This window comes from Kordiimonas sp. UBA4487, assembly GCF_002389025.1.
Classification (GTDB): Bacteria; Pseudomonadota; Alphaproteobacteria; order Sphingomonadales; family Kordiimonadaceae; genus Kordiimonas; species Kordiimonas lacus.
In genome coordinates this window covers 26,015-48,275 of sequence record NZ_DGNR01000002.1, presented here as the reverse complement: position 1 = coordinate 48,275, position 22,261 = coordinate 26,015, and the positions used below count along the sequence as shown (strand labels likewise).

At 56.3% G+C, this 22,261-nt stretch carries 24 protein-coding genes; 7 read left to right on the top strand and 17 right to left on the bottom strand.

Features of this window, described 5'->3' with window-relative positions:
• Position 1 precedes the first annotated feature (1 nt).
• Together B3Z17_RS00205 and B3Z17_RS00200 are read right to left on the bottom strand one after the other, a co-directional pair.
• Positions 2 to 667 (bottom strand): response regulator transcription factor, encoded by a 666-nt coding sequence (locus B3Z17_RS00205; protein WP_068304771.1) that lies wholly within the window; start codon positions 665 to 667, stop codon positions 2 to 4.
• A 14-nt stretch (positions 668 to 681) separates the two neighbouring features.
• Complete coding sequence (locus B3Z17_RS00200; protein ID WP_068304769.1) at positions 682 to 1,011, bottom strand: PepSY domain-containing protein; 330 nt, start codon at positions 1,009 to 1,011, stop codon at positions 682 to 684.
• Positions 1,012 to 1,134: 123 nt separating this feature from the next.
• Between B3Z17_RS00200 and B3Z17_RS00195 the strand changes: the two genes are divergently transcribed.
• Together B3Z17_RS00195 and B3Z17_RS00190 are read left to right on the top strand one after the other, a co-directional pair.
• On the top strand, positions 1,135 to 1,992 hold the full coding sequence (locus B3Z17_RS00195) for a universal stress protein (RefSeq protein ID WP_286828063.1): 858 nt from the start codon (positions 1,135 to 1,137) through the stop codon (positions 1,990 to 1,992).
• A gap of 74 nt (positions 1,993 to 2,066) precedes the next feature.
• Positions 2,067 to 3,194 carry a glycosyltransferase family 4 protein gene (locus B3Z17_RS00190; RefSeq protein WP_068304765.1) on the top strand — a complete coding sequence of 376 codons (1,128 nt, stop codon included), beginning with the start codon at positions 2,067 to 2,069 and terminating at the stop codon, positions 3,192 to 3,194.
• On the opposite strand, the gene B3Z17_RS00185 is transcribed toward B3Z17_RS00190, so the two are convergent.
• The 6 genes from B3Z17_RS00185 to B3Z17_RS00160 all read right to left on the bottom strand — a co-directional run bounded on the left by B3Z17_RS00185 (position 3,184) and on the right by B3Z17_RS00160 (position 7,998).
• Positions 3,184 to 4,188, bottom strand: coding sequence for an aminoglycoside phosphotransferase family protein (locus tag B3Z17_RS00185; RefSeq protein WP_286828062.1), 1,005 nt, complete (start codon positions 4,186 to 4,188; stop codon positions 3,184 to 3,186). The genes B3Z17_RS00190 and B3Z17_RS00185 overlap by 11 nt on opposite strands.
• A 148-nt stretch (positions 4,189 to 4,336) precedes the next feature.
• Positions 4,337 to 4,780, bottom strand: a complete 444-nt coding sequence (locus B3Z17_RS00180; RefSeq protein WP_068304761.1) for a GNAT family N-acetyltransferase — start codon at positions 4,778 to 4,780, stop codon at positions 4,337 to 4,339.
• Positions 4,781 to 4,964: 184 nt separating this feature from the next.
• Positions 4,965 to 5,372, bottom strand: coding sequence for a hypothetical protein (locus B3Z17_RS00175; RefSeq protein ID WP_068304759.1), 408 nt, complete (start codon positions 5,370 to 5,372; stop codon positions 4,965 to 4,967).
• Between the two features lie 2 nt (positions 5,373 to 5,374).
• Positions 5,375 to 5,752, bottom strand: a complete 378-nt coding sequence (locus tag B3Z17_RS00170) for a DUF4345 family protein (protein WP_068304757.1) — start codon at positions 5,750 to 5,752, stop codon at positions 5,375 to 5,377.
• 101 nt (positions 5,753 to 5,853) lie between these two features.
• Positions 5,854 to 6,609: a helix-turn-helix domain-containing protein gene (locus B3Z17_RS00165; RefSeq protein ID WP_286828061.1), complete on the bottom strand. Its 756-nt coding sequence runs from the start codon at positions 6,607 to 6,609 to the stop codon at positions 5,854 to 5,856.
• 57 nt (positions 6,610 to 6,666) lie between these two features.
• Positions 6,667 to 7,998, bottom strand: a complete 1,332-nt coding sequence (locus B3Z17_RS00160) for a hypothetical protein (RefSeq protein ID WP_286828060.1) — start codon at positions 7,996 to 7,998, stop codon at positions 6,667 to 6,669.
• 232 nt (positions 7,999 to 8,230) lie between these two features.
• Between B3Z17_RS00160 and B3Z17_RS00155 the strand changes: the two genes are divergently transcribed.
• A complete protein-coding gene (locus B3Z17_RS00155; RefSeq protein WP_286828059.1) occupies positions 8,231 to 8,671 on the top strand; it encodes a hypothetical protein in 441 nt (146 codons plus the stop codon).
• Positions 8,671 to 8,895, top strand: coding sequence for a helix-turn-helix transcriptional regulator (locus tag B3Z17_RS00150; RefSeq protein ID WP_206594875.1), 225 nt, complete (start codon positions 8,671 to 8,673; stop codon positions 8,893 to 8,895). Before B3Z17_RS00155 ends, B3Z17_RS00150 begins: the two co-directional genes overlap by 1 nt.
• A gap of 46 nt (positions 8,896 to 8,941) precedes the next feature.
• Here B3Z17_RS00150 and B3Z17_RS00145 read toward each other — a convergent pair whose 3' ends face one another.
• Both B3Z17_RS00145 and B3Z17_RS00140 read right to left on the bottom strand, forming a co-directional pair.
• The gene (locus B3Z17_RS00145) at positions 8,942 to 9,700 is read right to left on the bottom strand and encodes an enoyl-CoA hydratase (RefSeq protein WP_068304746.1); all 759 of its coding nucleotides are present in this window, start codon (positions 9,698 to 9,700) and stop codon (positions 8,942 to 8,944) included.
• A 21-nt stretch (positions 9,701 to 9,721) separates the two neighbouring features.
• Positions 9,722 to 10,186: a MarR family winged helix-turn-helix transcriptional regulator gene (locus B3Z17_RS00140; protein ID WP_286828058.1), complete on the bottom strand. Its 465-nt coding sequence runs from the start codon at positions 10,184 to 10,186 to the stop codon at positions 9,722 to 9,724.
• Positions 10,187 to 10,379: 193 nt separating this feature from the next.
• Between B3Z17_RS00140 and B3Z17_RS00135 the strand changes: the two genes are divergently transcribed.
• A complete protein-coding gene (locus B3Z17_RS00135; protein WP_286828057.1) occupies positions 10,380 to 12,020 on the top strand; it encodes a mucoidy inhibitor MuiA family protein in 1,641 nt (546 codons plus the stop codon).
• 156 nt (positions 12,021 to 12,176) lie between these two features.
• Positions 12,177 to 12,821 carry a CatB-related O-acetyltransferase gene (locus B3Z17_RS00130; RefSeq protein ID WP_286828056.1) on the top strand — a complete coding sequence of 215 codons (645 nt, stop codon included), beginning with the start codon at positions 12,177 to 12,179 and terminating at the stop codon, positions 12,819 to 12,821.
• On the opposite strand, the gene B3Z17_RS00125 is transcribed toward B3Z17_RS00130, so the two are convergent.
• Positions 12,818 to 13,027 carry a cold-shock protein gene (locus tag B3Z17_RS00125; RefSeq protein WP_286828055.1) on the bottom strand — a complete coding sequence of 70 codons (210 nt, stop codon included), beginning with the start codon at positions 13,025 to 13,027 and terminating at the stop codon, positions 12,818 to 12,820. The two genes, B3Z17_RS00130 and B3Z17_RS00125, sit on opposite strands and share 4 nt — an antisense overlap.
• A 910-nt stretch (positions 13,028 to 13,937) precedes the next feature.
• Here B3Z17_RS00125 and B3Z17_RS00120 point away from each other — a divergent pair.
• Complete coding sequence (locus B3Z17_RS00120; RefSeq protein WP_068304735.1) at positions 13,938 to 14,909, top strand: patatin-like phospholipase family protein; 972 nt, start codon at positions 13,938 to 13,940, stop codon at positions 14,907 to 14,909.
• A 35-nt stretch (positions 14,910 to 14,944) separates the two neighbouring features.
• On the opposite strand, the gene B3Z17_RS00115 is transcribed toward B3Z17_RS00120, so the two are convergent.
• The 6 genes from B3Z17_RS00115 to B3Z17_RS00090 all read right to left on the bottom strand — a co-directional run bounded on the left by B3Z17_RS00115 (position 14,945) and on the right by B3Z17_RS00090 (position 21,806).
• Positions 14,945 to 16,540, bottom strand: coding sequence for an MBL fold metallo-hydrolase RNA specificity domain-containing protein (locus B3Z17_RS00115; protein WP_286828054.1), 1,596 nt, complete (start codon positions 16,538 to 16,540; stop codon positions 14,945 to 14,947).
• Positions 16,537 to 17,433, bottom strand: coding sequence for a ribose-phosphate diphosphokinase (locus B3Z17_RS00110; RefSeq protein WP_286828053.1), 897 nt, complete (start codon positions 17,431 to 17,433; stop codon positions 16,537 to 16,539). Before B3Z17_RS00110 ends, B3Z17_RS00115 begins: the two co-directional genes overlap by 4 nt.
• Entirely contained in the window at positions 17,430 to 18,923 is a 1,494-nt protein-coding gene (locus B3Z17_RS00105; RefSeq protein ID WP_286828052.1) for a thymidine phosphorylase family protein, read from the bottom strand. The genes B3Z17_RS00110 and B3Z17_RS00105 overlap by 4 nt, the downstream gene beginning before the upstream one ends.
• 147 nt (positions 18,924 to 19,070) lie before the next feature.
• Entirely contained in the window at positions 19,071 to 20,240 is a 1,170-nt protein-coding gene (locus tag B3Z17_RS00100; protein WP_286828051.1) for a CmpA/NrtA family ABC transporter substrate-binding protein, read from the bottom strand.
• The gene (locus B3Z17_RS00095) at positions 20,230 to 20,847 is read right to left on the bottom strand and encodes an ANTAR domain-containing response regulator (protein ID WP_286828050.1); all 618 of its coding nucleotides are present in this window, start codon (positions 20,845 to 20,847) and stop codon (positions 20,230 to 20,232) included. The genes B3Z17_RS00100 and B3Z17_RS00095 overlap by 11 nt, the downstream gene beginning before the upstream one ends.
• 506 nt (positions 20,848 to 21,353) lie before the next feature.
• Entirely contained in the window at positions 21,354 to 21,806 is a 453-nt protein-coding gene (locus tag B3Z17_RS00090) for an energy transducer TonB (protein WP_160328607.1), read from the bottom strand.
• Positions 21,807 to 22,261: the final 455 nt, after the last annotated feature.

Below are 22,261 nucleotides of genomic sequence, written 5' to 3'. Positions count from 1 at the left end.
CCTATTCCTCAACCCATTCCAGACGATAGCCAAGACCGCGCACGGTATGGATAAGGGGGACGTCCAGCTTTTTTCTGACCCGGTTCACAAACACTTCAATGGTGTTCGAATCCCGGTCGAAATCCTGGTCGTAGATATGCTCTGTCAGCTCGGTGCGAGACACCACCTTGCCTTCATGGTGCATCAGATAGCTCAGGAGCTTGAATTCCTGTGCCGTGAGCTTGACCGCACTGCCTGAGACCGATACCCGCCCGTTACGCGTATCCAGAATTACTGGCCCGCATTCCAGCTGCGGGCTGGTTTGCCCTGCCGAACGACGAATCAACGCCCGCAGGCGTGCAAGCAATTCTTCCATGATGAAGGGCTTGGTCAGATAGTCATCAGCGCCGGCATCCAGGCCTTCCACCTTTTCCGTCCAGCCATCGCGGGCTGTCAAAATCAGGACTGGCATAGCCTTGCCCGCCGCACGCCACTTCTTCAAGATGCTGGTGCCGTCCATAATCGGCAGGCCCAGGTCAAGAATCACCGCATCGTAGGGTTCCGTATCACCCAGGAAATGGCCATCTTCACCGTCTGCAGCGTGGTCAACCGAATAACCGGTATCGATCAGGCTGGACTTCATCTGGTCCGCAAGCGCCTGATCGTCTTCCACCACAAGAATTCGCATTTTTTTCTCCCCGCTTATCGTGTTGCGACTATTTCACCGGTTCGCGCATCGACAATTGCCACCATGACCTTGCCGTCCTTGCGCCGGATTCTAAGATCATATTGCCAGCCTCGATTCGTGCGCCTGAGCTTCTGCCCAACCACAACCCCCTGCAGTTTGGCCTCGGCAATACGCTTGATTTTAGCATAGGTCATCAGTTCGCCGCGTTTGATGGCCTGCAGGACATCATCATGTTCGTCGGCCGCTGATACACTGAAAACACCCGTTCCAGAGGGGAAGGGAAGCGTCAGTTGCACGGCTGACACGGCACCAAAAAAGAGCAGAATACAAATTACACGTTTCATAGAGTATACTTTTAAAATCACAGCGGTGAACGCATGATGAACCAGCTTTGACTAGCATCAAAGACAGAAATGAAACTTCAGGCCAAGCATAGAGTTTGAAAAATGCGAACGGAGGCAACCCCGATGAAGTCAATCCTGCTCCCCCTTACTGCTCACATTCAAGCTGCACCCCTTACCAAGGTTGCCAGCAACCTTGCCCTGCAGTTTCGGTCCAGCCTGACCGGGCTCTTCATCCGGCCCGACCCCCGCTCAGCTATCCCCTTCATGGGTGAAGGCCTCACTGCGGATATGATCCAGACCCTATGTGACAATGCAGAAAAGCAAGGCAAACAAGAGGCCGACAAAGCCGAGAGCGAATTCCGCGCAACAATTGACAAGCAGGGGCTGAAGTGGTTGGCAGAAGGCGACGCCAGCGACAGCGCCAAGGCCAGCTGGACAGTTCTTACCGGTGAAGTTAGTGACCATGTGGGGCGCCGCGCCCGTACGGCCGATATCGCAGTGTGCCTGCAACCGGACAGCGACAGTCCCGACAGCGAAGACATCTTCCACGACCTGATCTTCCGCTCGGGCAGATCTGTTCTTATGGTGCCGGGGTCTTTTGATGGCACCGTCGGCAAACACCTGATGATTGCCTGGAACGGCCGTGCCGAAGGGGCTCGCGCGGTGGCCGGGGCCCTGCCCATGCTCAGAGATGCCCAGAAAGTGACAATCGTTCAGGTTGGTGACATCGGCGAAGACCGCCCTTGTGCAGGTGCCATTGCCCACTATCTGGCCGAACATGCCGTCAAAGCAGAAACCAAACATGCAGACGCCGGCAGTTCATCGGTCGGTGAATGCCTTCTGGAAACTGCAGATACAATCGGTGCTGATACAATTGTGTTGGGGGCTTACTCCCATTCCAGGTGGCGCGAAATGGTGCTTGGCGGTGTAACCAAACATATAACCGCGAAAAGCCAACTGCCCGTATTCATGAGCCATTAGAAAAGGGTTGTATTGCCTTGACGCACGCCCTCGGCAGCAGTACCCCTGAAGAGGTCGCGCGCAGGAGCCTTGGATTGATTAACCCTTTTCGAATCCTACATGTTTTCCCGTCCTTCGAGGTTGGCGGGGCGCAGCGCCGCGTTGTCAGTCAGATCAACGCGAAGACAGGAAATTTCACGCATTCCGTGTTCGCGATGGACGGATGTTACGACGCCCTGTCGCTCATAAAGGATATCGGGCCCATCCCGGAGATGCCCCCTGCCGTCAAGAAGGCAAACATGGCCAGTTCCGTCAGAACCTGCCGCCGCCTATTGGCAGACTATGACCCGGACCTTCTCGTGACCTATAACTGGGGCTCGGTAGAATGGGCTTTGGCCAATCGCTTTGTCAGAATTTGCCCCAGCATCCACATTCAGGACGGCTTCGGGAAAGAAGAACAAAGCAAAGAATTGCCGCGCCGGCGCGTGATCCGGTCATTCGCCTATCGGGGCTGCGACGCTGTAATCGTTCCCTCGCATGCCCTTGAAACCGTTGCCCTTGAGAACTGGCACATCAAGCACGACAGGCTTCATTATGTGCCCAATGGCATTGATATTGACCGCTTTATCTGCCCGCCCGATCCGGTCCTGATGAAAAAGTTCGGGCTCACGCATGATGATCGCATCATCGGCACCGTCGCCGGACTGAGGCCCGAGAAAAACCTGACAAGGCTGATCGATACCTTCAGTAAAATTGCTGGCCTGTATCAGGGGGCTAAGCTGGTCATTGTTGGCAGTGGTAGCGAAGGCCCAGCCCTGAAGGCACATGCGGAAAAACTGGGCGTGGCTAACCGCGTGGTCTTCACCGGGGCGCTGGAAAATCCTGAAGCCATCATCCCGACATTTGAAATTTTCGCCCTGTCCTCTGACACGGAGCAAATGCCCCTGTCGGTGATTGAAGCAATGGCTTGCGGCCTCCCCATCGTGAGTACCGATGTTGGTGATATCAGGCAGATGGTTTGCGAAGAAAACCAGCGTTTCATTCAGGGCCGCGACAGCCGGGGCCTGGCGCAGTCGCTATCGGCTATGCTCGAGCGTCGCGATACCGGCCTCCGGATCGGCGCTGCAAACCAGCAGAAAGCCAAACAGGAATTTTCGGTAAAAGCCATGGTGGACCAGTATGAAGCTCTGTTCTGGGAAGCCGTCCGTGACTTTAAAATCTAGCCTGCTGGTAGCCTGGCACCATCGCCTCAATACTCTCCCGCACGCCTGAAAGCTCCGTCGCTTCCAGCGCCTTCGATAGCAGCCTGAGAACCCGCGGGATATGCCCCAGATAAATGGGTTTGCCATCCCGTTTGCTGAGGCGGACAAAAATCCCTGCAACCTTGGCGTGGCGCTGGGCGCCAAGAAGTGCCATATCGAGTTCAAGCGCCTTAACCTGCGCCGCAGACATGTCTTTTGTATAGTGCACCATCACCGCAGACCGCAGCTCATCCGACACATCGCGTCGGGCGTCCTCCACCAGGGACACCAGGTCATAGGCCGGCGCACCCAGAAGCGCATCCTGGTAATCCAGCAGCCCGCAGTGGCTGATATCTTCAAGGCCGCCAGTGATCATCAGGTTATCCACATGATAGTCCCGTAGCACCAGAGCATGTCGGGCTTCAGATACCCCTGCCAATGCATCCTGCCAGGCGGCCATATAGCCCCGCTTCTCGGCATCCGTTGGCGCACTACCGCGAAAAGCAGGGACAAACCAATCGACAAACAATTCTGCTTCCCGCAGGAGCGCTGTCATATCATAAGGCGGCAGGTCAATATCAACTGCACGCGGGTGGTCATGCAGGGCCTTAAGCACCTTTGTCGCCAGCAGGTAAAGGGGTTCGGCATCATGGCCGGCATTCAAAAGCCGGGTGAAAGTGGCGTCGCCCATATCTTCGATCAGGGCAAAGCCTGCGTCCAGGTCATGCCCCAGCGTATCTGCCACCCGCAGGCCCAGGTCGCGCAGGTGGGCCGTGATATCCAGATACGCCTTGAGGTTTTCATGTGCAGGCGGCGCGTCCATCAACATACAGCCGCCAGTTTCGCGGCGCAGGCGCGCATAGCTCCGGAACGAAGCATCGGGGGTTAGTGGCTCAACTTCGGCGTCCTGCCAGCCCTGATTTTTCAGGAAGACATCCCGCGCCCCCTGACGTTCCGGTGTGATAGAATGTGCCATTCGGCCCCCTACTCGCTCCCAAACATGCCTGCCCTTTCTGACGAAGGCCAAGCTTGATTTGGTCATACAACAGGGAACATCATTTGCGCAAACGGTCTGTTCATCGATATATCCGGCGGCAGGATATCCCGCCGCCGGACTTCTGTGACTATGCTGGCCTATAGACCAGCTTCAAAACCATGTCGCCAGTCATCTCGAACGGATATTCGCTGACCTCTTTAAATCCATACCGACGGTAGAAACCGCGCCCGATATGATTTTCCTTGAACACGTCAAGCTTGAGGGAGCCATATAAGCCAGCTGCGTGGTCCATCAGGGCACGCCCGTAGCCAAACCCTATATGGTCGGGATCCAGAAAAATGGCCCCAACTTCCACATCAGCTGGATCGCTTGAAATCAGTGAGATAAACCCGATGAGCGCGCCTTCATGTTCATATACCCAGGTTTCTGTGTTGGGCAGATAAACATCCCGCACCATGGCCCGAACGGTTTTGAGCGTCTCTTCTGTTAGAAAAGGATGAGCCAACTTATTGGCTTTGTACCAGACATCGATAACTGCATCGGTATCTTGCGTACGAAATTTTTTGATCATTGCTTTTATATCCCTGGCCGACCCGACATTGCGGGCACCGGCCTAACGTTTAATTATGAGATGGATACCCGAAAGGCCTGCACGAAATGACTTCGCACAATATCGTAGCGTTTCGGTTCAGGTGGCGGTGACACATCACCGCCCATAATCAACGGGACATAAAAGTCTCTAAAGTTAGTGATGCTTATCTTGTGACAGAAGGCGGTGCTTTACGCAAGCCTGACCGTCGTTCACCAAGCATCCAGGCCAGCCCAAGAAATGCGACCGCAATCGCGTCAACAAGGCAGGCCTTCAATATTGCGTCAGACTGAAAATCAGCGATGGCATACAGCAAAATAAAGCTAATCATGCTGAACAGCCCCGCCGCCATGGCCACTTTCCTGTAGATCGGCAGGAAAGCCGCCACAACCAGTAACCCACCAACAACACCAAACAACAAAGCCCGATGCTGCATCAGGAACAGCAGATCGGGCGAAGAAATGGAGACGCCGTAAAGCGTCTCCAGGTATTTCTGGCCAGCCGCGCCGGGAATGGGAGCCAGATTGACGAGGCCAACCAGAAAATACAGGGCTGTCGTGACACGTTTCTTCATGGTCATGCCGCTGTCAGGGCTGACATATCGATGATGCTATAGAGCAAGCCAACACCTAGGATTTCTGTTCCCAGGAACACAACCGGGATGATACCGGGGCGTTCAATCACCATGCTGACAATGCGCCCAAGCGCCATACCCGCCAGCATTACCATCACGGTCAACAGCACCCCGGGGGCAGCTGCGCCCAGCCAGGGGGCCTCAAACATCACCACTGCAACCGCCAGGCACATGCCGCCGTAGACGGCACGGATTTCATTGCGACCATCGGCTGTTTCAACCGGTACGCCAAAGAGCGCATATAACTTCTTGGGTGCGACAATCCCGTAGATGCCAATCGCAGCCCACACAAGGGCAACAAGAACAAGCTGAATGGACATGATTTCCTCCATCAAAGGTTTTGGTCATGTCCATAGGGTGCCGTGCGCGCCGCATGGTCTCAATTACGCGGCAGGTAATAAAATCGAAAAAAGTTGAATTTTCAGGCTACAGCCTCGCGCACCAGGCTTTCCATTATCGCGGCGCTGACAGCATCGGCAGGGTAAAAGGTCTCCAGTCGGATCTCACCAATCTGGGCATCGCGCGCCGTGCCCACTGTCACCAGTGTGGTCTCGAACCGGGCTTCCACGTCGCCGCGCTTCAGCACCAATGGCAGGTGGGCTGTCGGGCCCTCATCCACATGATCCAGCACCCGGTGGGGCGCGATACCGCCGGTGGCATCGAATTTCAGCTGTGTCTGCATATAGGTCATGATTTCCTGGATATTCGCGATTGCACTATTCAGGAAACGCGGGTCCATGATCATCTCCACCACCGACAGGCCCTTGAGGGTCACCAGATCAGGCCCCGGCGAGAAATGATTGACCATACGGCGTGCAGCATCGTTGGAAGCCACGATGGTCCAGTCTTCCCGCAGGATGACACTTGGGTTTGGCATCTGCCACTCAAGCATCCGTTCCGCGGCTTCCATCATGCGCCGGGCGGCGGGGTTTGTCTCTGCGTCATGTTTGACAGGGGCGAAACCGGCGGCGATCAACAGCGCGTTATGCTCCATCTGACCGAGGCCCATGGTGGCCACCAGCTGGTCAATGAGCTCCCGGCTCGCGCCGGTGCGGCCAGTTTCAACAAAGCTGAGGTGGCGCTGCGAAATATCCGCCTCGCACGCCAGGTCAAGCTGGCTCATGCCCGCCTGCTTGCGGAAATCCTTGATAAGTGCGCCAACTGAAGGCTTGTCCATGAATGTGCTCCCCTAAACCTGATGCAGCCATTTAAGCACAGCTTTTTGGGCGCGTCATCACTCAGCAGGCAGGGCCGGTGGTACTTTGCCCCACACAACCTCGTTACCTGGTTCAGGCGCAGACGGCACATTGAACGACAGGACAAGGGAAATTGCCGCCATGATGGCGCCAGCGATAAACACCAAGGCAGGTGAAATTGGCCACAGCACGGCACCAAAGACAGCCGGGATGACGACCGCAGCGATATGATTGATCGAGAAACTCACGCTGGACGTGGCCGCAATATCCCGACCATCCGCAATTTTCTGCAGGTAGCTTTTCTGCGCAATCGCGAACGAGAAGAACAGGTGGTCAAGCACATACAGGGCCGCCGCCCAGGCTGATGTTTCAACCATTGCATAGCCGCCAAACACCAGGATAAGGCCGATATATTCAAAGATCAGGGCCCTGCGCTCGCCAAAGCGGCTGATAAGCCCGCCAAGCTTGGGGGCGAACCAACTGGTGACGATATGGTTGATCAGATAAAGTCCCGTGATCTCAATGACGGAATAGTCGAACTTGGTGACCAGCAGGAACCCCGCGAACACCACAAAAATCTGGCGGCGTGCTCCGCCCATGAAGGTAAGCGCATAATAGAGCCAGTAGCGTTTCCTGAGCACCATATGCTTATGCTGAACCTCGTGGCCATCGATGCGCGGATACGCAAGCCAGATGAAAAGCGCAAGCGCCGCCGTAATGCCGCCGCCAATCATATAAAGCACGACATAGAAGTGCTGGCGCCCCTCATCGATCATGGGAGCAATCTCTGTGGTGGCAGGCACCGTTGTTGATGCGTCAATCAGTTCCTGACCGTGGCCCTGCAACTTCGGTTGGCTCATTTCATCGATCATCTCGGGCGCGAGCACAAAGATGGTGGCGAAAATCACACCATAGGCCAGAAGGGACCCGACTGATTTAGCCGACATCTGCCGCCCCAGGGCCCTTGGGGCAACTGCCTTGGGCAGCCACTGTAGCGACAGGGACATCTGGATGGTCTCAAAATAATGGAAGCCAACCGACATGATGATGGTGGTGAAATAGAGGCCATAGGTGGTTGGGAACAGCCCGGTAATCGCCACACCCAAGCCCAGGACCGCCAGCGACAGGACAGCAAAAACCTGTTCCCGAAGCGCCAGCAACACAAACACTGCGGTGAAAGCCAGGAAGCCCGGAATCTCCCGAAGGCTTTGCAGCATGCCGATTTCCGTGCCTGTGAAACCCGCCACTTCAACCGTGAAGTTATTGAGCAGCGTCATCCAGATGGAAAAGGCGAAAGGCGCCGCAGCCGCCATCAAAATCAGACACACCTCAGGGGTTCGCCAGGTGGTTTTTTCAACGGCTTGAGACATAGACAGCGCTTCCTTCAAACAGGCTTTTGGCCAAGAAAAAGCACAATATCCATTTATGAAACCTCTATCTATGGAAAATCTCGCATGGCTGAATTGCACGCGGTGCATGTATTAAATTTCAAACAATATGTAAAAAATACTAGACATTATGTATGACCAACCATACATACCTTACATCAAGCAGGCCCAGACCTGTGCCCATCGAGGCAAAAGCGAGGACAAGGAGCAGAAGATGCCGAAGCAGGAAAAAATCGCATGGATACTGGGGATCGGCAGCTTGCTGATTGCCAGCCACATGGCAATGGAGCTTTCAGGCCTGTTGCATGTTAAGGACGGGCTTGTCACCAGCCATGATGGGCTGATGCGCCTGTGCCTGAAGGTGATCATTGCTGGCATCATGTTCGAATCCATCGGCGAGTTTATCCGCCGCCGCCCCAGCGACGAAGTGGACATGGACGAACGCGACGAGGAAATCCGCGCCACGGCTGATCGCTTCGGTCTCTGGATTTTCGCAGCCCTGGTTACCAGCAGCATCTTCTCATTGACGGGCTGGCAGATGGCTGGCGTTACGTCTGTGGAAATCCCCACCATGGCGGCCAGCCTGATCCTGATGATGGTAACGTCAAACATTGGTCGGCATATCGCTGAAATCTACCACTACAGGATCGCCTGATGGCCAAGACGAAGCTGACCAACACCATCCGCACCGAACGGTTCATGGCAAATGAGATGACACAGGCGGACCTGGCGAAGCGGGTGGGCGTAACACGCCAGACCATCCTTGCGATTGAGGCCGGGCGCTATTCGCCCTCGCTTGAAGTGGCCTTCAAAATCGCCCGCATTTTCGGCAAACGGGTCGATGACATCTTCGATTACCCGGAAGACATAACAGAATGAAAAAGGGGGCCGACGCCCCCTTCCCCTTTATCCAGGCGCGTTAGCGTTAGCCGAAGTTGGGCTGGCGCTTTTGCATGAAGGCCATGACAGACTCGGCAAACTCGCCTGACATAAGCTGCTCGCCGAACAGCTTGCCTTCCTGCTCCATCCGCGCGCCAATCTCCGCGATGTCACCGCGCATCAACGCCTTGGTGCGCTGAACAGATTGCGGTGCCTTGTTCGCAAGTGCCACCGCTGCCTTTTCTGCGGCAGGCAGCAGCTCATCCGCCTTGAGGACGCGGGAATACATACCGATCTCAAGCCCTTCGCGCGCAGTCACCTTGCGGCCCAGCATCATAATCTCGGCGGCCCAGGCGTGTCCTACCCGGCGTGGCAGCAACAATGACGATCCGGCTTCCGGCACCAACGCCAAGTCCACGAACGGCGCGGTGATCACGGCCTCTTCCGCGGCATAAACAATGTCAGCGTGCAGCAGCATGGTCAGGCCCACACCTACCGCAATGCCGTTCACGGCCATGACAATTGGCTTCTTCGCCGTCAACAGGCACTGCAGGAACTGGGCAACCGGGGCGTCTGGCCCCATTTTCGGGTTATCGCGGAAATCCACGAGGTCATTGCCTGCCGTGAAGGCCTCGCCGGCACCGGTGAACAGCATGGCACGCACACTGTCGTCAGCTTCCGCAGCCTGCATGGCCTCAACCACCTTGGCGTACATGGCGTGCGTCAGGGCGTTCTTCTTATCCGGGCGGTTGAAGGTAACCTTTAGCACCCGGTCTTTGATTTCTGTGATGATATGATCTGTCATGGTTTCCTCGTCTCATTCCCGTCAGGCTGACTGTTTTTCATCCGGTTTGATCGTACCGATTTCAAATGCGTCGGATTTGGTGATCACAGTTTCCAGGAAGCGGGCGATGGTGGCCCGCTCCGCCTCTGTGAAACCGTCCAATAGATGGTCGTTGGTGGCATGGATCAGGGTGTGGCTTTCCCGCGCGATGGCACGGCCCTTTGGCAGCAACACCAGCTCAAAGCTACGGCGGTCCTGGGCACTGGGGCGCCGGGCGATCAGCTCTTTGTGTTCCATGCGGTCCACCAGTCCGGATGTCGCTGCATTCTTCAGCCCGATCGCTGCCGCCACCGCACTCATGGAAGCGCCCTCATTCTTTTCCAGATACAGCAATAGTGCATTCTGAGCGGCCGTGATGTCATGGCGCTCTGCCAATAGCCGGTCGGCCGCGCGGAACAAAGCCCGGTGGGCCATATGTATCAGGTGAAAAATCTTGGGCCTGCTCATCCCGCACATCCATATAGTTCGTATCCGAAGTATTTATTTCGTATCCGAAGTATAATGCTATTGCAAGCAGGAAATATCGCCCTGTCCCTGCCCCGATGTCGCCACAGAGTTGCGTGAGGCTTGTTTTAGCTGTTTAAATGATCCTGTCAGAATTTAGGGCCTCGCCCGGAATGAGAGACTTATGGGGGACTTCATGACCAACCGCATCTTTGCCGCGCTGATGGCCGGCGTTTCCACCGTCGCCACCGGCGCCACGGCCGACGATTTCTCTGTCGAGCCAGCCATTTCAAAAGTTGTTGTCTACCGAAATGGTGGCGCGACGGTTACCCGAACAGGCACCCTTCGCCTGCCCGCAGGACGCCACACGATCACAGCAGACAAATTGACGCGAACATTTGACGAGGAGCAGCTGACGGTCAGCTTCGACAGCAGCGCTGTGCGCCTCTACTCGTTGGATGTTGATACATCCTATTCGGTGACGCCCGGATCAGACCGGCAAGCCAGCCTTGAAGCGGAACTGGACAAGATAGACGCCAAGGACGCCGAACTGATTGCCGCAGAGCAAGCCAAGAACATGCAGCTCGCGTTCCTGCGCACGCTCAACCAAAACGGCGGCAAGGCCGATCAAGCCCTGCCCTTCTCGGACTGGCAGAATGCCCTGTCCTTCATTGGCGACAGTTCGGTGAAGGTGCTGGGGGAAATTGAAGAGATCAAAAGCAAGCGCAAGGCGCTGAACGACCAGCGCCTGAAGCTGCGCCGCGAGCTTGCGAATGCCGGCCCCAAGCGCACGGACTATAACAAAGCCACCTTCGAGGTGATGGTCCCAAAAGCGCAGGACGTCAGTTATGAGCTGTCTTATTTCGTCGAGGACGCAGAGTGGGAACTTGGGCTAGAAGGCGCGCTGGACACCGACGCCAAATCCCTGTCGTTATGGTCTCGCGCCATCGTCTCGCAGGAAACCGGTGAAGACTGGACAGATGTCTCCCTGGCGCTTTCCAATAACGAACCAAGCGATGACTTGGGTGAGATTAGCCAACATCCGCGCATCCTGTCGCTGTTGGACCCGGAAGAAGTAGAACGAAAATCAGGCGGCCCATTCCTTGAGGCCCGCCGTACGCCAGCGCCCGACCAGCGAGGGTCCGCTGAAGGTGACTTCCGGCTGGAAGAAATCGTGGTCGCAACCGAACCTCGCGCCCAGTCTTTCACCAGCACCTTCGATCGTCTTTATGAAGTATCTGGCACTGTCAGCATTCCATCCACTGACGAAGCTGAATATGTCGATCTATCGGATGTAACCTCTCCGGTCTCTCTCGTTGTGCGCGCCAATCCATCCGTGAATACAACCGCTTATCTGTTTGCAGATACGGAACTGACAGACTTTGAAAGCCTGCGTAACGTCTCGCCCAAATTGCGTCGGGACGGCCATTATGTGGGCATGGGCTACTGGCCCAATCTGGAAGCCGACACAAAGCTGAAGCTGCCTTACGGCGCCGACAATGCCATCAGCATTGAGTATACCGAGCAAGCACCCGAGGACGGCGACAGCGGCCTGTTCGGCAGCAAGAAGGTGGAAGAAAAGCGCTATGTGATCAGCGTGACCAACAACCACACCAGCCCCATGACGGTGGAGATTTTTGACCAGGTGCCCGTGTCCGGCCATGAAGACGTCAAGGTCAGGACACTGTCGGACGCGACGAAGCCTACTGAAACAGACATGGACGACAAGCAGGGCCTGATGATGTGGCGCAAGACCATGGCGCCGGGCGAGGTGTGGAAGATCAACCACAGCTACAGGGTTACCTATCCGTCTGACATGATGCTGGTTGGCCAGTGAAAAAATCTTTGCCGCTGGCGCTTTTCCCCGCTATGAAAGGCGCCAGCAAACGAACGTGAGTACCCTGCCGATGAACAAAGCCGCCTAAAACACCAAGCCCTGCGATACAGCCGGAACGGGCCACCTATATCTGCCATTTTGCAGCAAGGCTTTGTTATGCATACAAAAATCAATCACCCTAATCCGGGCCAGCGCTATCCGCTTGCCCATACCGACCGTGTTGTCTTCCTCAAAAACGTCGTTTCCGGCGCGAATATCGAGGTGGGCGACTATAGCTATTATGACGACCCGAAGGCCCCGGAGGCCTTTCAGGAAAACAATGTTCTGTACCATTATGATTTTGTCGGCGACCGGCTGACCATCGGGCGCTTCTGCGCGCTGGCCACCGGCACCAAATTCATCATGAATGGGGCCAACCACCGGATGGACGGGCCGTCCACCTTCCCCTTCCCCATCTTCGGGGCTGACTGGGCGGATCATATGCCGATGCTGGCAGACCTGCCAACGCGCGGTGACACGGTCGTGGGCCACGATGTGTGGTTCGGGTTTGAAAGCCTGGTCATGCCCGGGGTCACCATTGGGCATGGCGCCATCATCGCCGCCCGGTCGGTGGTGACAGAGGATGTACCCCCGTTCGCCATTGTCGGCGGCAATCCGGCCCGTGTGATACGGCAGCGTTTTGACGAGGCAACGATTGATCGCCTTCTCAGGGTTGCCTGGTGGGACTGGCCAATTGAGAAAATCAGCCAGCACATCCCTGCCATCATGGCTGGCGACGCGGCGGCGCTTGAGCGCGCTTAGGAAACCAGTTTCAGCGAACCTGCGGTCACACGGCCTTTGGGCCCGTCCTGCAGCTCAAAAGACAGGCGCTGTTCTTCCTGAAGCTCATAAAGCCCGGCTTCCTTGACCGCGGAAATATGCACAAACACATCGTCCCCGCCTTCGTCGGGGGCGATAAAGCCAAAGCCTTTGGCTTTGTTAAACCATTTTACCGTACCTGTGCTCACGCTGTCCTCTTATCGTCAAACTGGCCTGAAACTGGGTTAATTCACCATTTTCGCCCCAGCTGCGTCAATAGTCATTCTTGTCGCGAAGGGAAATTCATCGCGCACGCGTACAATGAAATACAGAGCATCTCTCTGTATCCTCTAGACCTCCCTGAGCGCCAATAGGCGTGACCTCCTCTGTGCCCTTTCAGCCCCACCCCTTCGGGACCCTGAAAGGGCCTTTTTTTGGAAAATAAATCTTTTTTAAAAAAACGCATCGTCTTGACCTACATCAAGTAGTAGGCCACTGCGCAGGCGTATACAGAATGTGCCTTCAATGATTGGCGGAGTTGAAAAGCTCCAGACAGGTCAGGGCATGTGATGCAACAGCCAAACCATCTCTCCCGCTGCTGTATCACACTGTTCGGCAGGTTCGCGGTTACAGAATTGCTTCCCTTTGTAGCAGCGCGCCCCGACACAGCCTGACAGGTTTACCAATCACGGGGCGACGACGATATTGGTGTCGGGTTAATCGCTTCCCGCTTCAAACCTACCGCACCAATGGACATCGTCACCCTTTGAAGGTGGGTATCAAGGATATCCTCTTTTGTTCCAGATTGAGCCTGTCCCGGCTGTCCCGCCGGCGGCAGGCTCAGACTTTTCATCGCCCACCGAAATCTGGTTTCGCGCCTCCCACCTGCAGGTCTTTATAGGCCCCTCGCGTTCGCACAAGAACGGCCTCATCATCATGCGCCCCGAAGGCTATGAATGTCCCTGCGCGCAGGGGGGCAAATACCCGCACATAATGACCAATCGTGAAATGCCCACACAACCATTTAACACTCACAAGATATAAAAAACCTCGCTAAGCTTTACTCGTTTAGTTACATTTTTAGCACTTATAACTTGCAACCATACGGGGGAGGTATCGATGGCAAGCTTCAAACGCGCGCTTGTGCTGTCCGGCGGCAATGTAAAAGGCGCCTATCAGGCCGGCGCAATCAAGGCAGTTCTGAACCACACATTTGCGGACGGGTCGATGTTCACACCCGAAGCCATTTATGGCGTATCGGTGGGCTCAATGAACGGGGGGTTCCTGGCCGACCGCGCAGGCGCCGCCGTCCTGGCGGGCAAACAGCCTGACTGGCCGGAAATCGGCAATGAAATTGAAGCCTTCTGGCGCGACAACATCACCAGCTTCGGCTCCATCGGCAAGAAACGCGGCACCCTTGAACTGGTTGGCGACGTTCTGTTTGGCAAGTTTGACGGCCTCACCACCATGGACGGCGCAGCTGACCTTGCCAGGGCCAACATCCGGCCCGACAACCTGCGCGCCAGCCCGGCCTATTATGCCTGTGGTGTCACCAATATGGCGACAGGTGATTTCTTCGAGGCCAGCGTTGAAACCTTCGGCGACGATATTCTTGACTATGTCATCGCTTCCACCCGTGAGCCGGTCACGATGCCACTGATGTGGATCAATGACATGCCCATGGCGGACGGCGGCATCAGGAACATCGCACCCCTCAAACCAGCCATCAAGCGCGGCGCAGACCAGATGGCTATCATCGCCATGAAGCCTGAGCAGATGACGCCCGACTATGCCAGAAAGAACTTCAGAAACATCCTGAAGCTTCTGAAGCGCACCATCGGCACGCTGACAAGCGAGGTGATGAACAATGACCTGAATGAAGTGCGCAAGATCAACCACGCCTGTAAAATTGGCGGCCAGGAAATCGCATCCGGCAAGCGCATCATCGAATTCGTTGAGATCAGGCCCGAAGACCGGCTGCCGATCGATGTGACCGATTTTGACTCAGGCGACATCCAGGCCCTGATCAAGATGGGCGAAGAAGAAGCCAAGAAGCAACTGGCTAAAGGCTGGCTCACTGGCGAAGACTAACCTGTCACCCAGCCGTCGCAGCCTTCCTGCGGCGGCTATCCGCCCTGATATTCGTGCAACAGTTCCTTGAGCCTTGCCAACAACTCTTTACGCTGCTGGTCTGACTTCACAGCTTCAAGCTGCCGCCTCAGGTCCAGCGTCAATGCTGCCAGGTCGTTGTGCCAGTCAGGCTTTTCCACCGCTGCAGGATCAAGCCGCCTGATCACTCGGTTCAGCTTCGGCACTTCCTTGCCGTCCTCAAGGGTATAGTCATCATCCAGTTGCGGGACGATAAGCTGGTCGTCCGGGATGCCCGATTCAACGAGCGCCGCCCTCATGGCCTCCAGCGACTGGGCGGAACCGTGACAAAGGAAAATATTCCGCCTGACCGGCAACCGTTCCTTCACCCATTCCATCAGCCCATTATGGTCGGCGTGCCCGGAATAGGTATCGATAGTGCGGATATTGGCCCGAACCTCAATTTCCTCTCCCTGTATTTTCACACGCTTCTTACCCTGCTCCAGAAGGCGACCGAGCGTGCCCTCTGCCTGATAGCCAACCAGCAGGACCGTAGACTGCGGGCGCCACAAATGGTCTTTCAGATGGTGCCGAATACGACCGGCATCACACATGCCGGATGCTGCAAGAATGATCATGTTCCCTTTGAAGCGGGCTATGGATTTGCTCTCCTCCACAGTTTCGGTGAAATGGAAACTGCTGTGGTTGAAGAGCGAGCCGCTGCAGTCAACATCTTCAAGGCTGCATGCATGATCCGCAAACACAGAGGTAACCCGGATGGCAAGCGGTGAATCAAGGAACACAGGCACACACGGTATGTCGCCACTTTTCAACAGAAAGGCGATGTCCAGCAGCAGTTCCTGGGTGCGTTCCACAGCAAAAGCCGGGATCACCAGTGCACCACCGCCTTTCAGCGCCTCGTTGATTTCGTGCGCCAGAAGGGCGCGGCGTTCCTTGGGCGCCAGGTCTGCGCGCTCACGTCCGCCGTAGGTGGACTCCATAAACAGGTAATCCAGCCCGCTGGGCGCTTCGGGGTCAGGGTGGAACAGCTTGTGATCCGGCCCAATGTCGCCGGAAAACAGCATCCGTTCGGTGCGCCCCTCTTCGTGCGTTACTTCGAGCTCAACCGATGCCGCGCCAAGGATATGGCCCGCGTTCCAGAAGCGCGCGCGCACACCATCCAGTTCGCACCATGCTTCATAATCAACCGCACGTATTTGCCCAAGGCAGGCTTCGACGTCTTCGCCGGTATAGATGGGCTCGACTTCGTCCCTGCCCCGCTGCCGGTTGCGACGATTAAGGCGGGAGACTTCCATTTCCTGAATATGGGCGCTATCGGGCAGCATGTAGGTAAGCAGGTCGCGGGAACCCGACGTGGTATAGATAGGGCCTGTAAAACCGTATTTGGTCAGCTTCGGCAGCATGCCCGCGTGATCTGTGTGCGCATGTGTCAGCAGCACAAAATCGATCTCCGCCGGATTGAAGGGGAAGTCGCCATAGTTCAGTTCCTTCACCGACTTCGGCCCCTGGAACATGCCGCAATCCACCAGGAACTGAGTGTCCCTGAACCGAACCCAATAGCAGGAACCCGTTACGGTGCCCGCGGCACCGCAAAATTTTACCTTCAGGGTCATGCGCTGACCTCCCGCGTTAAAGCCTTGGCCAGAAGCGGCGCAAGGGAAATGGCATTTGTGGTGTGCAGGATGCCGTCGCAAGACCGCACCCGGGCGATACCGGCTTCCTTCAGGTGGCCGAGGTCTTTTTCGCCGCACACAGCATGAACGGCCATGGCTTCCACACGGGAAGCCCCCGCGTCCACTAGAAGACGCGCACAGGCCTGCATGGTCGCGCCGCTTGAAATCAGGTCATCAATGATAACCGCAGGCCGCCCTTTGGCCTGGTCGGCGTCCGGCAGGCAGACCTGCACATCCCGGTCCCCGAAGCGTTCCTTGGTGGCGACGATAAACTCCAGGCCGGAAGCCTGCGCCGCAGCCGCAACCCACTGGCGTGATTCACCGTCAGGGCCAACCAGCACAGCATCCTTGAGCGTGTCATCTGCGGTCACGGCCTCCCCGATCAGCGCTGCGGCGGAAAGCGCATCCGCCTCCCGGCCTGGGAAAACCTCCGCCAGCGTGGACACACGGTGCAGATGGGGATCAACGGTTATGATGCGATCAAAAGACGGCCCCAGAAGCGGCCCCAGAAGCTTCTGTGTAACCGCTTCGCCTTCATGAAAAGCCTTGTCCTGCCGCATATAGCAAAGGTAGGGGCACACCAGCACAACCCGCGCCGCGCCACCTTCGCGCAGCGCCTGGGCGGCCTGCAAAATATGGATCAGCTTGTCATTCGGGTGGTCAAGGCTCGCGTAGATGATGGCCGTGCCCCGCACCGGGGTCACTCGCAACAGGCTCTCCCCATCTGGGAAGGTGTGGATGTTTATATTGTGCGTCTCAAGCCCCAGCTTTACGGCAAGCAAACCTGCGGGCCGGTCCTGGCCTGGGTAGACATGCAGGGATGCGGCCATCATGCGTCGTCCCCAATGGTGTAACCATCGCCTTCCTCCGCAAATTTCAGGGCAAAGCCGAAGTCGGATTCGAAGCAGGCGTGGATGCGGTAAAGCGGTTCACCCATCTCCACAGGGTCACCCACTTTCTTGAACAGGTCGATCCCGGCGCCGCAATCCATCGGCGCACCCGCCAGCCTTGCCAACCGGGCGATGCGGAAGCAGTCGATCCCTGTCACCTTGCCCGGCCCGGACGCCAGGATGTCATGGGTCAATTCGCCGGTGCAAGGAACATCCGTTTTCCGGCCCTGCGCATCAATGATACGGTTCATCGACTTCAGCGCCTCTCCGTTTTCCAGAAGCTGACGCGCCCGAGCATAGCCGGACCCGCCCCTGAGTGCAGGATCATTTTCCAGCAGTGCGCCCGCGAGCTGCAGTGACTTTTCGCGCAAGTCAGCTGGCGCATCGGGGGTGTTCTCCAGCACGGCCATCACATCGCGGGCTTCAAGAACAGGGCCGATGCCGCGTCCAATGGGCTGGCTGCCATCGGTGGTAACCACCTCAACATGCAGCCCCACTTCATGGCCCACATATTCAAACAGTTTCCTCAAGCGCATGGCGTCGCCGTGACTTTTTACCTTGGCTGTCGGTCCGATCGGGATATCAATCACAAGGTGCGTGGACCCCGCAGCCATCTTCTTCGACATGATGGACGCCACCATCTGTTCGCGCGTATCGATCGCAAGCGGGCGCTCGACGGAGATCATCACGTCATCGGCGGGCGACAGATTCACATGACCACCCCAAACCAGGCAGCCGCCGCATTCATCCACCACCTGCTGCATTTCATGCATCGAAAGGTCCACCCGCGCCAGCACCTCCATGGTATCGGCTGTGCCAGCAGGTGACGTGATCGCGCGCGACGAGGATTTCGGGATTGGCAGGCCGTGGGCGGCCACAATGGGCACCACAATCATCGACGTACGGTTACCGGGGATACCGCCAATACAGTGTTTGTCCACCACCACAGGCGCCCGCCAGGTCAGCTTGTTGCCCACTTTGGCCATGGCTTTTGTAAGCGCCAGCATCTCTGCAGTTGTCATGAAACCCGCGCAGGCCACAAGGAAGGCTGCGATTTCCATTTCGGAACAGCGCCTGCCCGCAATGTCGGAAACCACTTCCTCAAGCTGGTGAGCTTCGAGCGTATGGCCCAATATCTTCTTGCGGATATGGTCAAGGCTGCGCGGCTGTTCAGCTGGTGCAATCGCGGTCATGGCCCCTTCCGGCATGCCAAGACGGCCAAACGCCTGTTCCGAAAGGCCAAGCTCATCTTCGCCCACGATAGAAAGATCATCCACCACCATCAGGCTAGCCAGCAACGTCTGACCGTCATGCACCACTTTGATCTTGTTGAATGCCTGAAATTCTTCCGGACGATAGATGCTACACGTCCGGGCTATGAACGCCACATTGGCCCCATAGGTATCAATCGCAATACGCCTGAGCTTCAGCATAAAATCCCCTCATCAACACGCTTGATCGTACCCCGGCAGCAGCTTGGCAGCCTTGATAAGCGTCAAGTGAAGGGAAATCATGCCACTGTATCGCGGCACACCCAAGGAAAAGTGGAAGGCCTTCCCGCGGGAAGGCCTTAGCGGATATCAGGATTGACCACTGGCCGCAAAATTGTGGCGATAGGCCTCTATATCACTTGCGGTAAAGGGCACGCCGTCAAACGCCATCCGTCCAGGGTCTTCATTCACGGAATTGTCCTGTTCCGGGTCCGCTCCAATCACCTGCGTAAACGGCTGGAAGATCGTGCCCAGGTCTTTCTCAAAACCCGCCTCTGCCTGCCCCCAGCGCCGCATCTGGGCAAGAAGCCACAGGGCACCCGCCTTGGTTGGCAGACAATCACCGCCAAATTCCAGATACCGCGGCACAAGGGTTTCACCTGCCCCTGGCGCCAACTGAGGCTTGCAGGAAAGAGTTCGCATCAGGATGGGCGCTGGCACATTGAGATAGTCCTTGTTTGACAGGATAAACGCCAGCTCCTCATGATTTTCTTCCTGTCCAGCCCACTCCAAGCCTTGTGCAATGGCTTTCACGGTAGCCTCTGCAACGTCTTGATGGCCCTGAACCCAAGTGTCCCGGAAGGCCAGAACCTTCTCCGGACTGTAGGGATATAGGTCGGCCTTGGTGGCCACGATATGGCCAATGCCGGCCTCAACCGCCAGCTGGCCCCAAGGGTCACCCACGCAGAAACCATCGATTTCACCAGTCGCCAGTGCTTCCACCATTTTGGAGCGTGGCACAACGATCAGCTCCACATCTGTATCCGGGTCAATGCCGGCGTGCGCAAGCCAGGCGCGCACCTCATAATTGTGGCTTGAAAACGCATGTACGGCACCGATCCTGATTCGCCGCTCTCCGCGCAGTTTGCGTTGCTCGGCAACAAGCCTGACCAGCACACCGCTTTCACCGCGTGGTCCTTCATGCTCGCCACCCAAAAGCGCGACACCTTCTTCAAAAAGCTTTGTCGACACCGTAATGGCATTGCCGCCATGGCCCAGCATCAGGGGTGCGCGCACAGGCACACGCAGCCCCGAAATACCAAGATGCATCGCAAGTGCCAGTGCGCCAGGCATTTGGGCGCATTCAAGCTGTTCGAAGGCCAGGCCGTCCCGCACGGCTGTCCAGGATTTCAGCAGCACCGGTTCAAGCTTGATCCCCGCCTGGCGGTCAAAACCCAGTTCCTGGGCCACGATCAGTGGCGCGCAATCCGTGAGCGCGACATAGCCAGCCCGCACAGCCGGATATTTGTCAAACGGCATCGCGGCCTCCATCCATCAATTGGGCATCCAGCTCCATTGCTGTGATAATGCTTTGGGCGATATCCACCAGCTTGCGGCTCTGCTTCATCGCCGCCCCGCGCATCAGCTTGTAGGCGTCATCCTCAGATATCCTCCGGTGCTGCATCAGCAGGCCTTTGGCCCGATCGATGGTCTTGCGGTCAGCCAGCGCATTGCGTGCCGCGTCGCGCTCGTCCGTCAGCCGCTGGAAGGTCTCGAACCGGTTTACCGCCACATCGACCACCGCCTGCACGCGGTCCCGCTTCAGCCCATCAACCACATAGGCGCTGACGCCCGCTTCCACGGCACGTCGGATCATTTCACCATCAGACTGATCCACAAACATGGCGATTGGTTTCTTGACCGACTTGGTCACCTGAAACATGCCTTCCAGCGTATCCCTGTCAGGGTTCTGCAAGTCGACAATCACCATGTCGGGTGCAAGTGCCGCGATGCGTTGGTGCAGATTGGTGGTGCTCTGAATTGTCACCACATGGGTATAGCCCGCATCCACCAACGCCTCTTCCAGAAGCATTGCTCGGCCTGGATCTTCATCTATCACCAGAATGTTCAGGTCTTTGTCTGCCATAAATGCCGTTCTCTTTGTTTGCAGCCAGGCTGCTGTTTTTTCTACGCGTTATTCAACTGGCCCGGTCGCAAGCTTCAGCTGGACCGGACACACCATCTAACAGCAAGCCGTATGCCAGATTCAGGCATCCCGCCTGCTCGCCTGCAGCAATAACCAGCCTCATGGGCCGGAACCAACCTAACCACTTGAAGTGCATATAGAATTACTAATGCAGCGCCATTAACATGATGATTTTCAATAGAAATTCCATGCAGTAGCCCCGTCAGGTTCGTAGGCGGTACCCAAAGGGTAAGCCGCTAACATGATCAATTATTAACCACTGATCATTTTCAAATCACATCCCGGAGGATGCTGGATAAGTTTGGGGCGAGGTCTTTAATGAAGACCTCGCCCCAGGGATAACGGCAGTGGAAGGATCCGCCCCCACCGGACCTGTCACTTGCGTGACATTTGGGAAGGAAGGGAAGGGAAAGTCAGCGAGAGCGGACTGCCGCGGTCGAACTCCCTTAACTATCCTGGAAGGCGTAAACCACTTTGTAGCGCTTGCCAGTCACAGCGACTGGTTCACCTGCATACGTGGCTGGCTCGAAACGGAATTGTTCGATGGCGCGAAGTGTTGACCGCTTGAAAAGAGGGCTCGGGCCATTGTCGACGATCTCGGCATTATATGGCTTGCCTTGCTCGTCGATATCCAGCTCAACAATCACCCAGCCTTCGCGGCCGATTGCTTGTGCGTGGCTTGGATATTCCGGGGATACAGCCTTGATTACTTTGGGAAGGGCATCAGGCTTCACACCGGCCATACCGGCCACCTGCAGCGTATCCGGACCAGCCACCGGACCCGTGTTGCTGACAGCGCTGGCCGGAGCCGCGGCAGCCATAACAAGGCCAAGGGACAGCGTGAATGCGCTCAGTGAAAGTGTCTTTGTCAGACGGTCAGTTGTTGTTACAGGTTTCATTTCAATCTCCATTAGATTCATCTGAAGCCTCGTTGCGATCGCATTATACTTGGGGAGGTACGACCACGCTGAGACGGAATGCATCATGCGAACCTGCTGCGGTCAAACACGATGCGATGTAAATTCAACCCGTCGATGGATCGGAGATGTGAACCGCCCGCTGTGGCGGCTCACCCTATTAATAGCAACCTGCGTGCCAGTTGTTTCTTTACCGCTCCCAAAAAATAAAAATAATCATAAACCGTTGTAATAATTGTATTTATATTTTTTGGAACCTAACAGACACCCCAGAAGCCGTTGCATTTTTAGCCAATACCTCAACAATCGTTGAACACTTTTTAGGCACTGCCGTAAACAACGCCTAATTATGAGGCAGGTTAGTGCAACTTTCCTGATCACCCAATTCCATGCCCAAAAGCAAATCTACTTGTCGACCCCCAACTTTTCCTATAGCT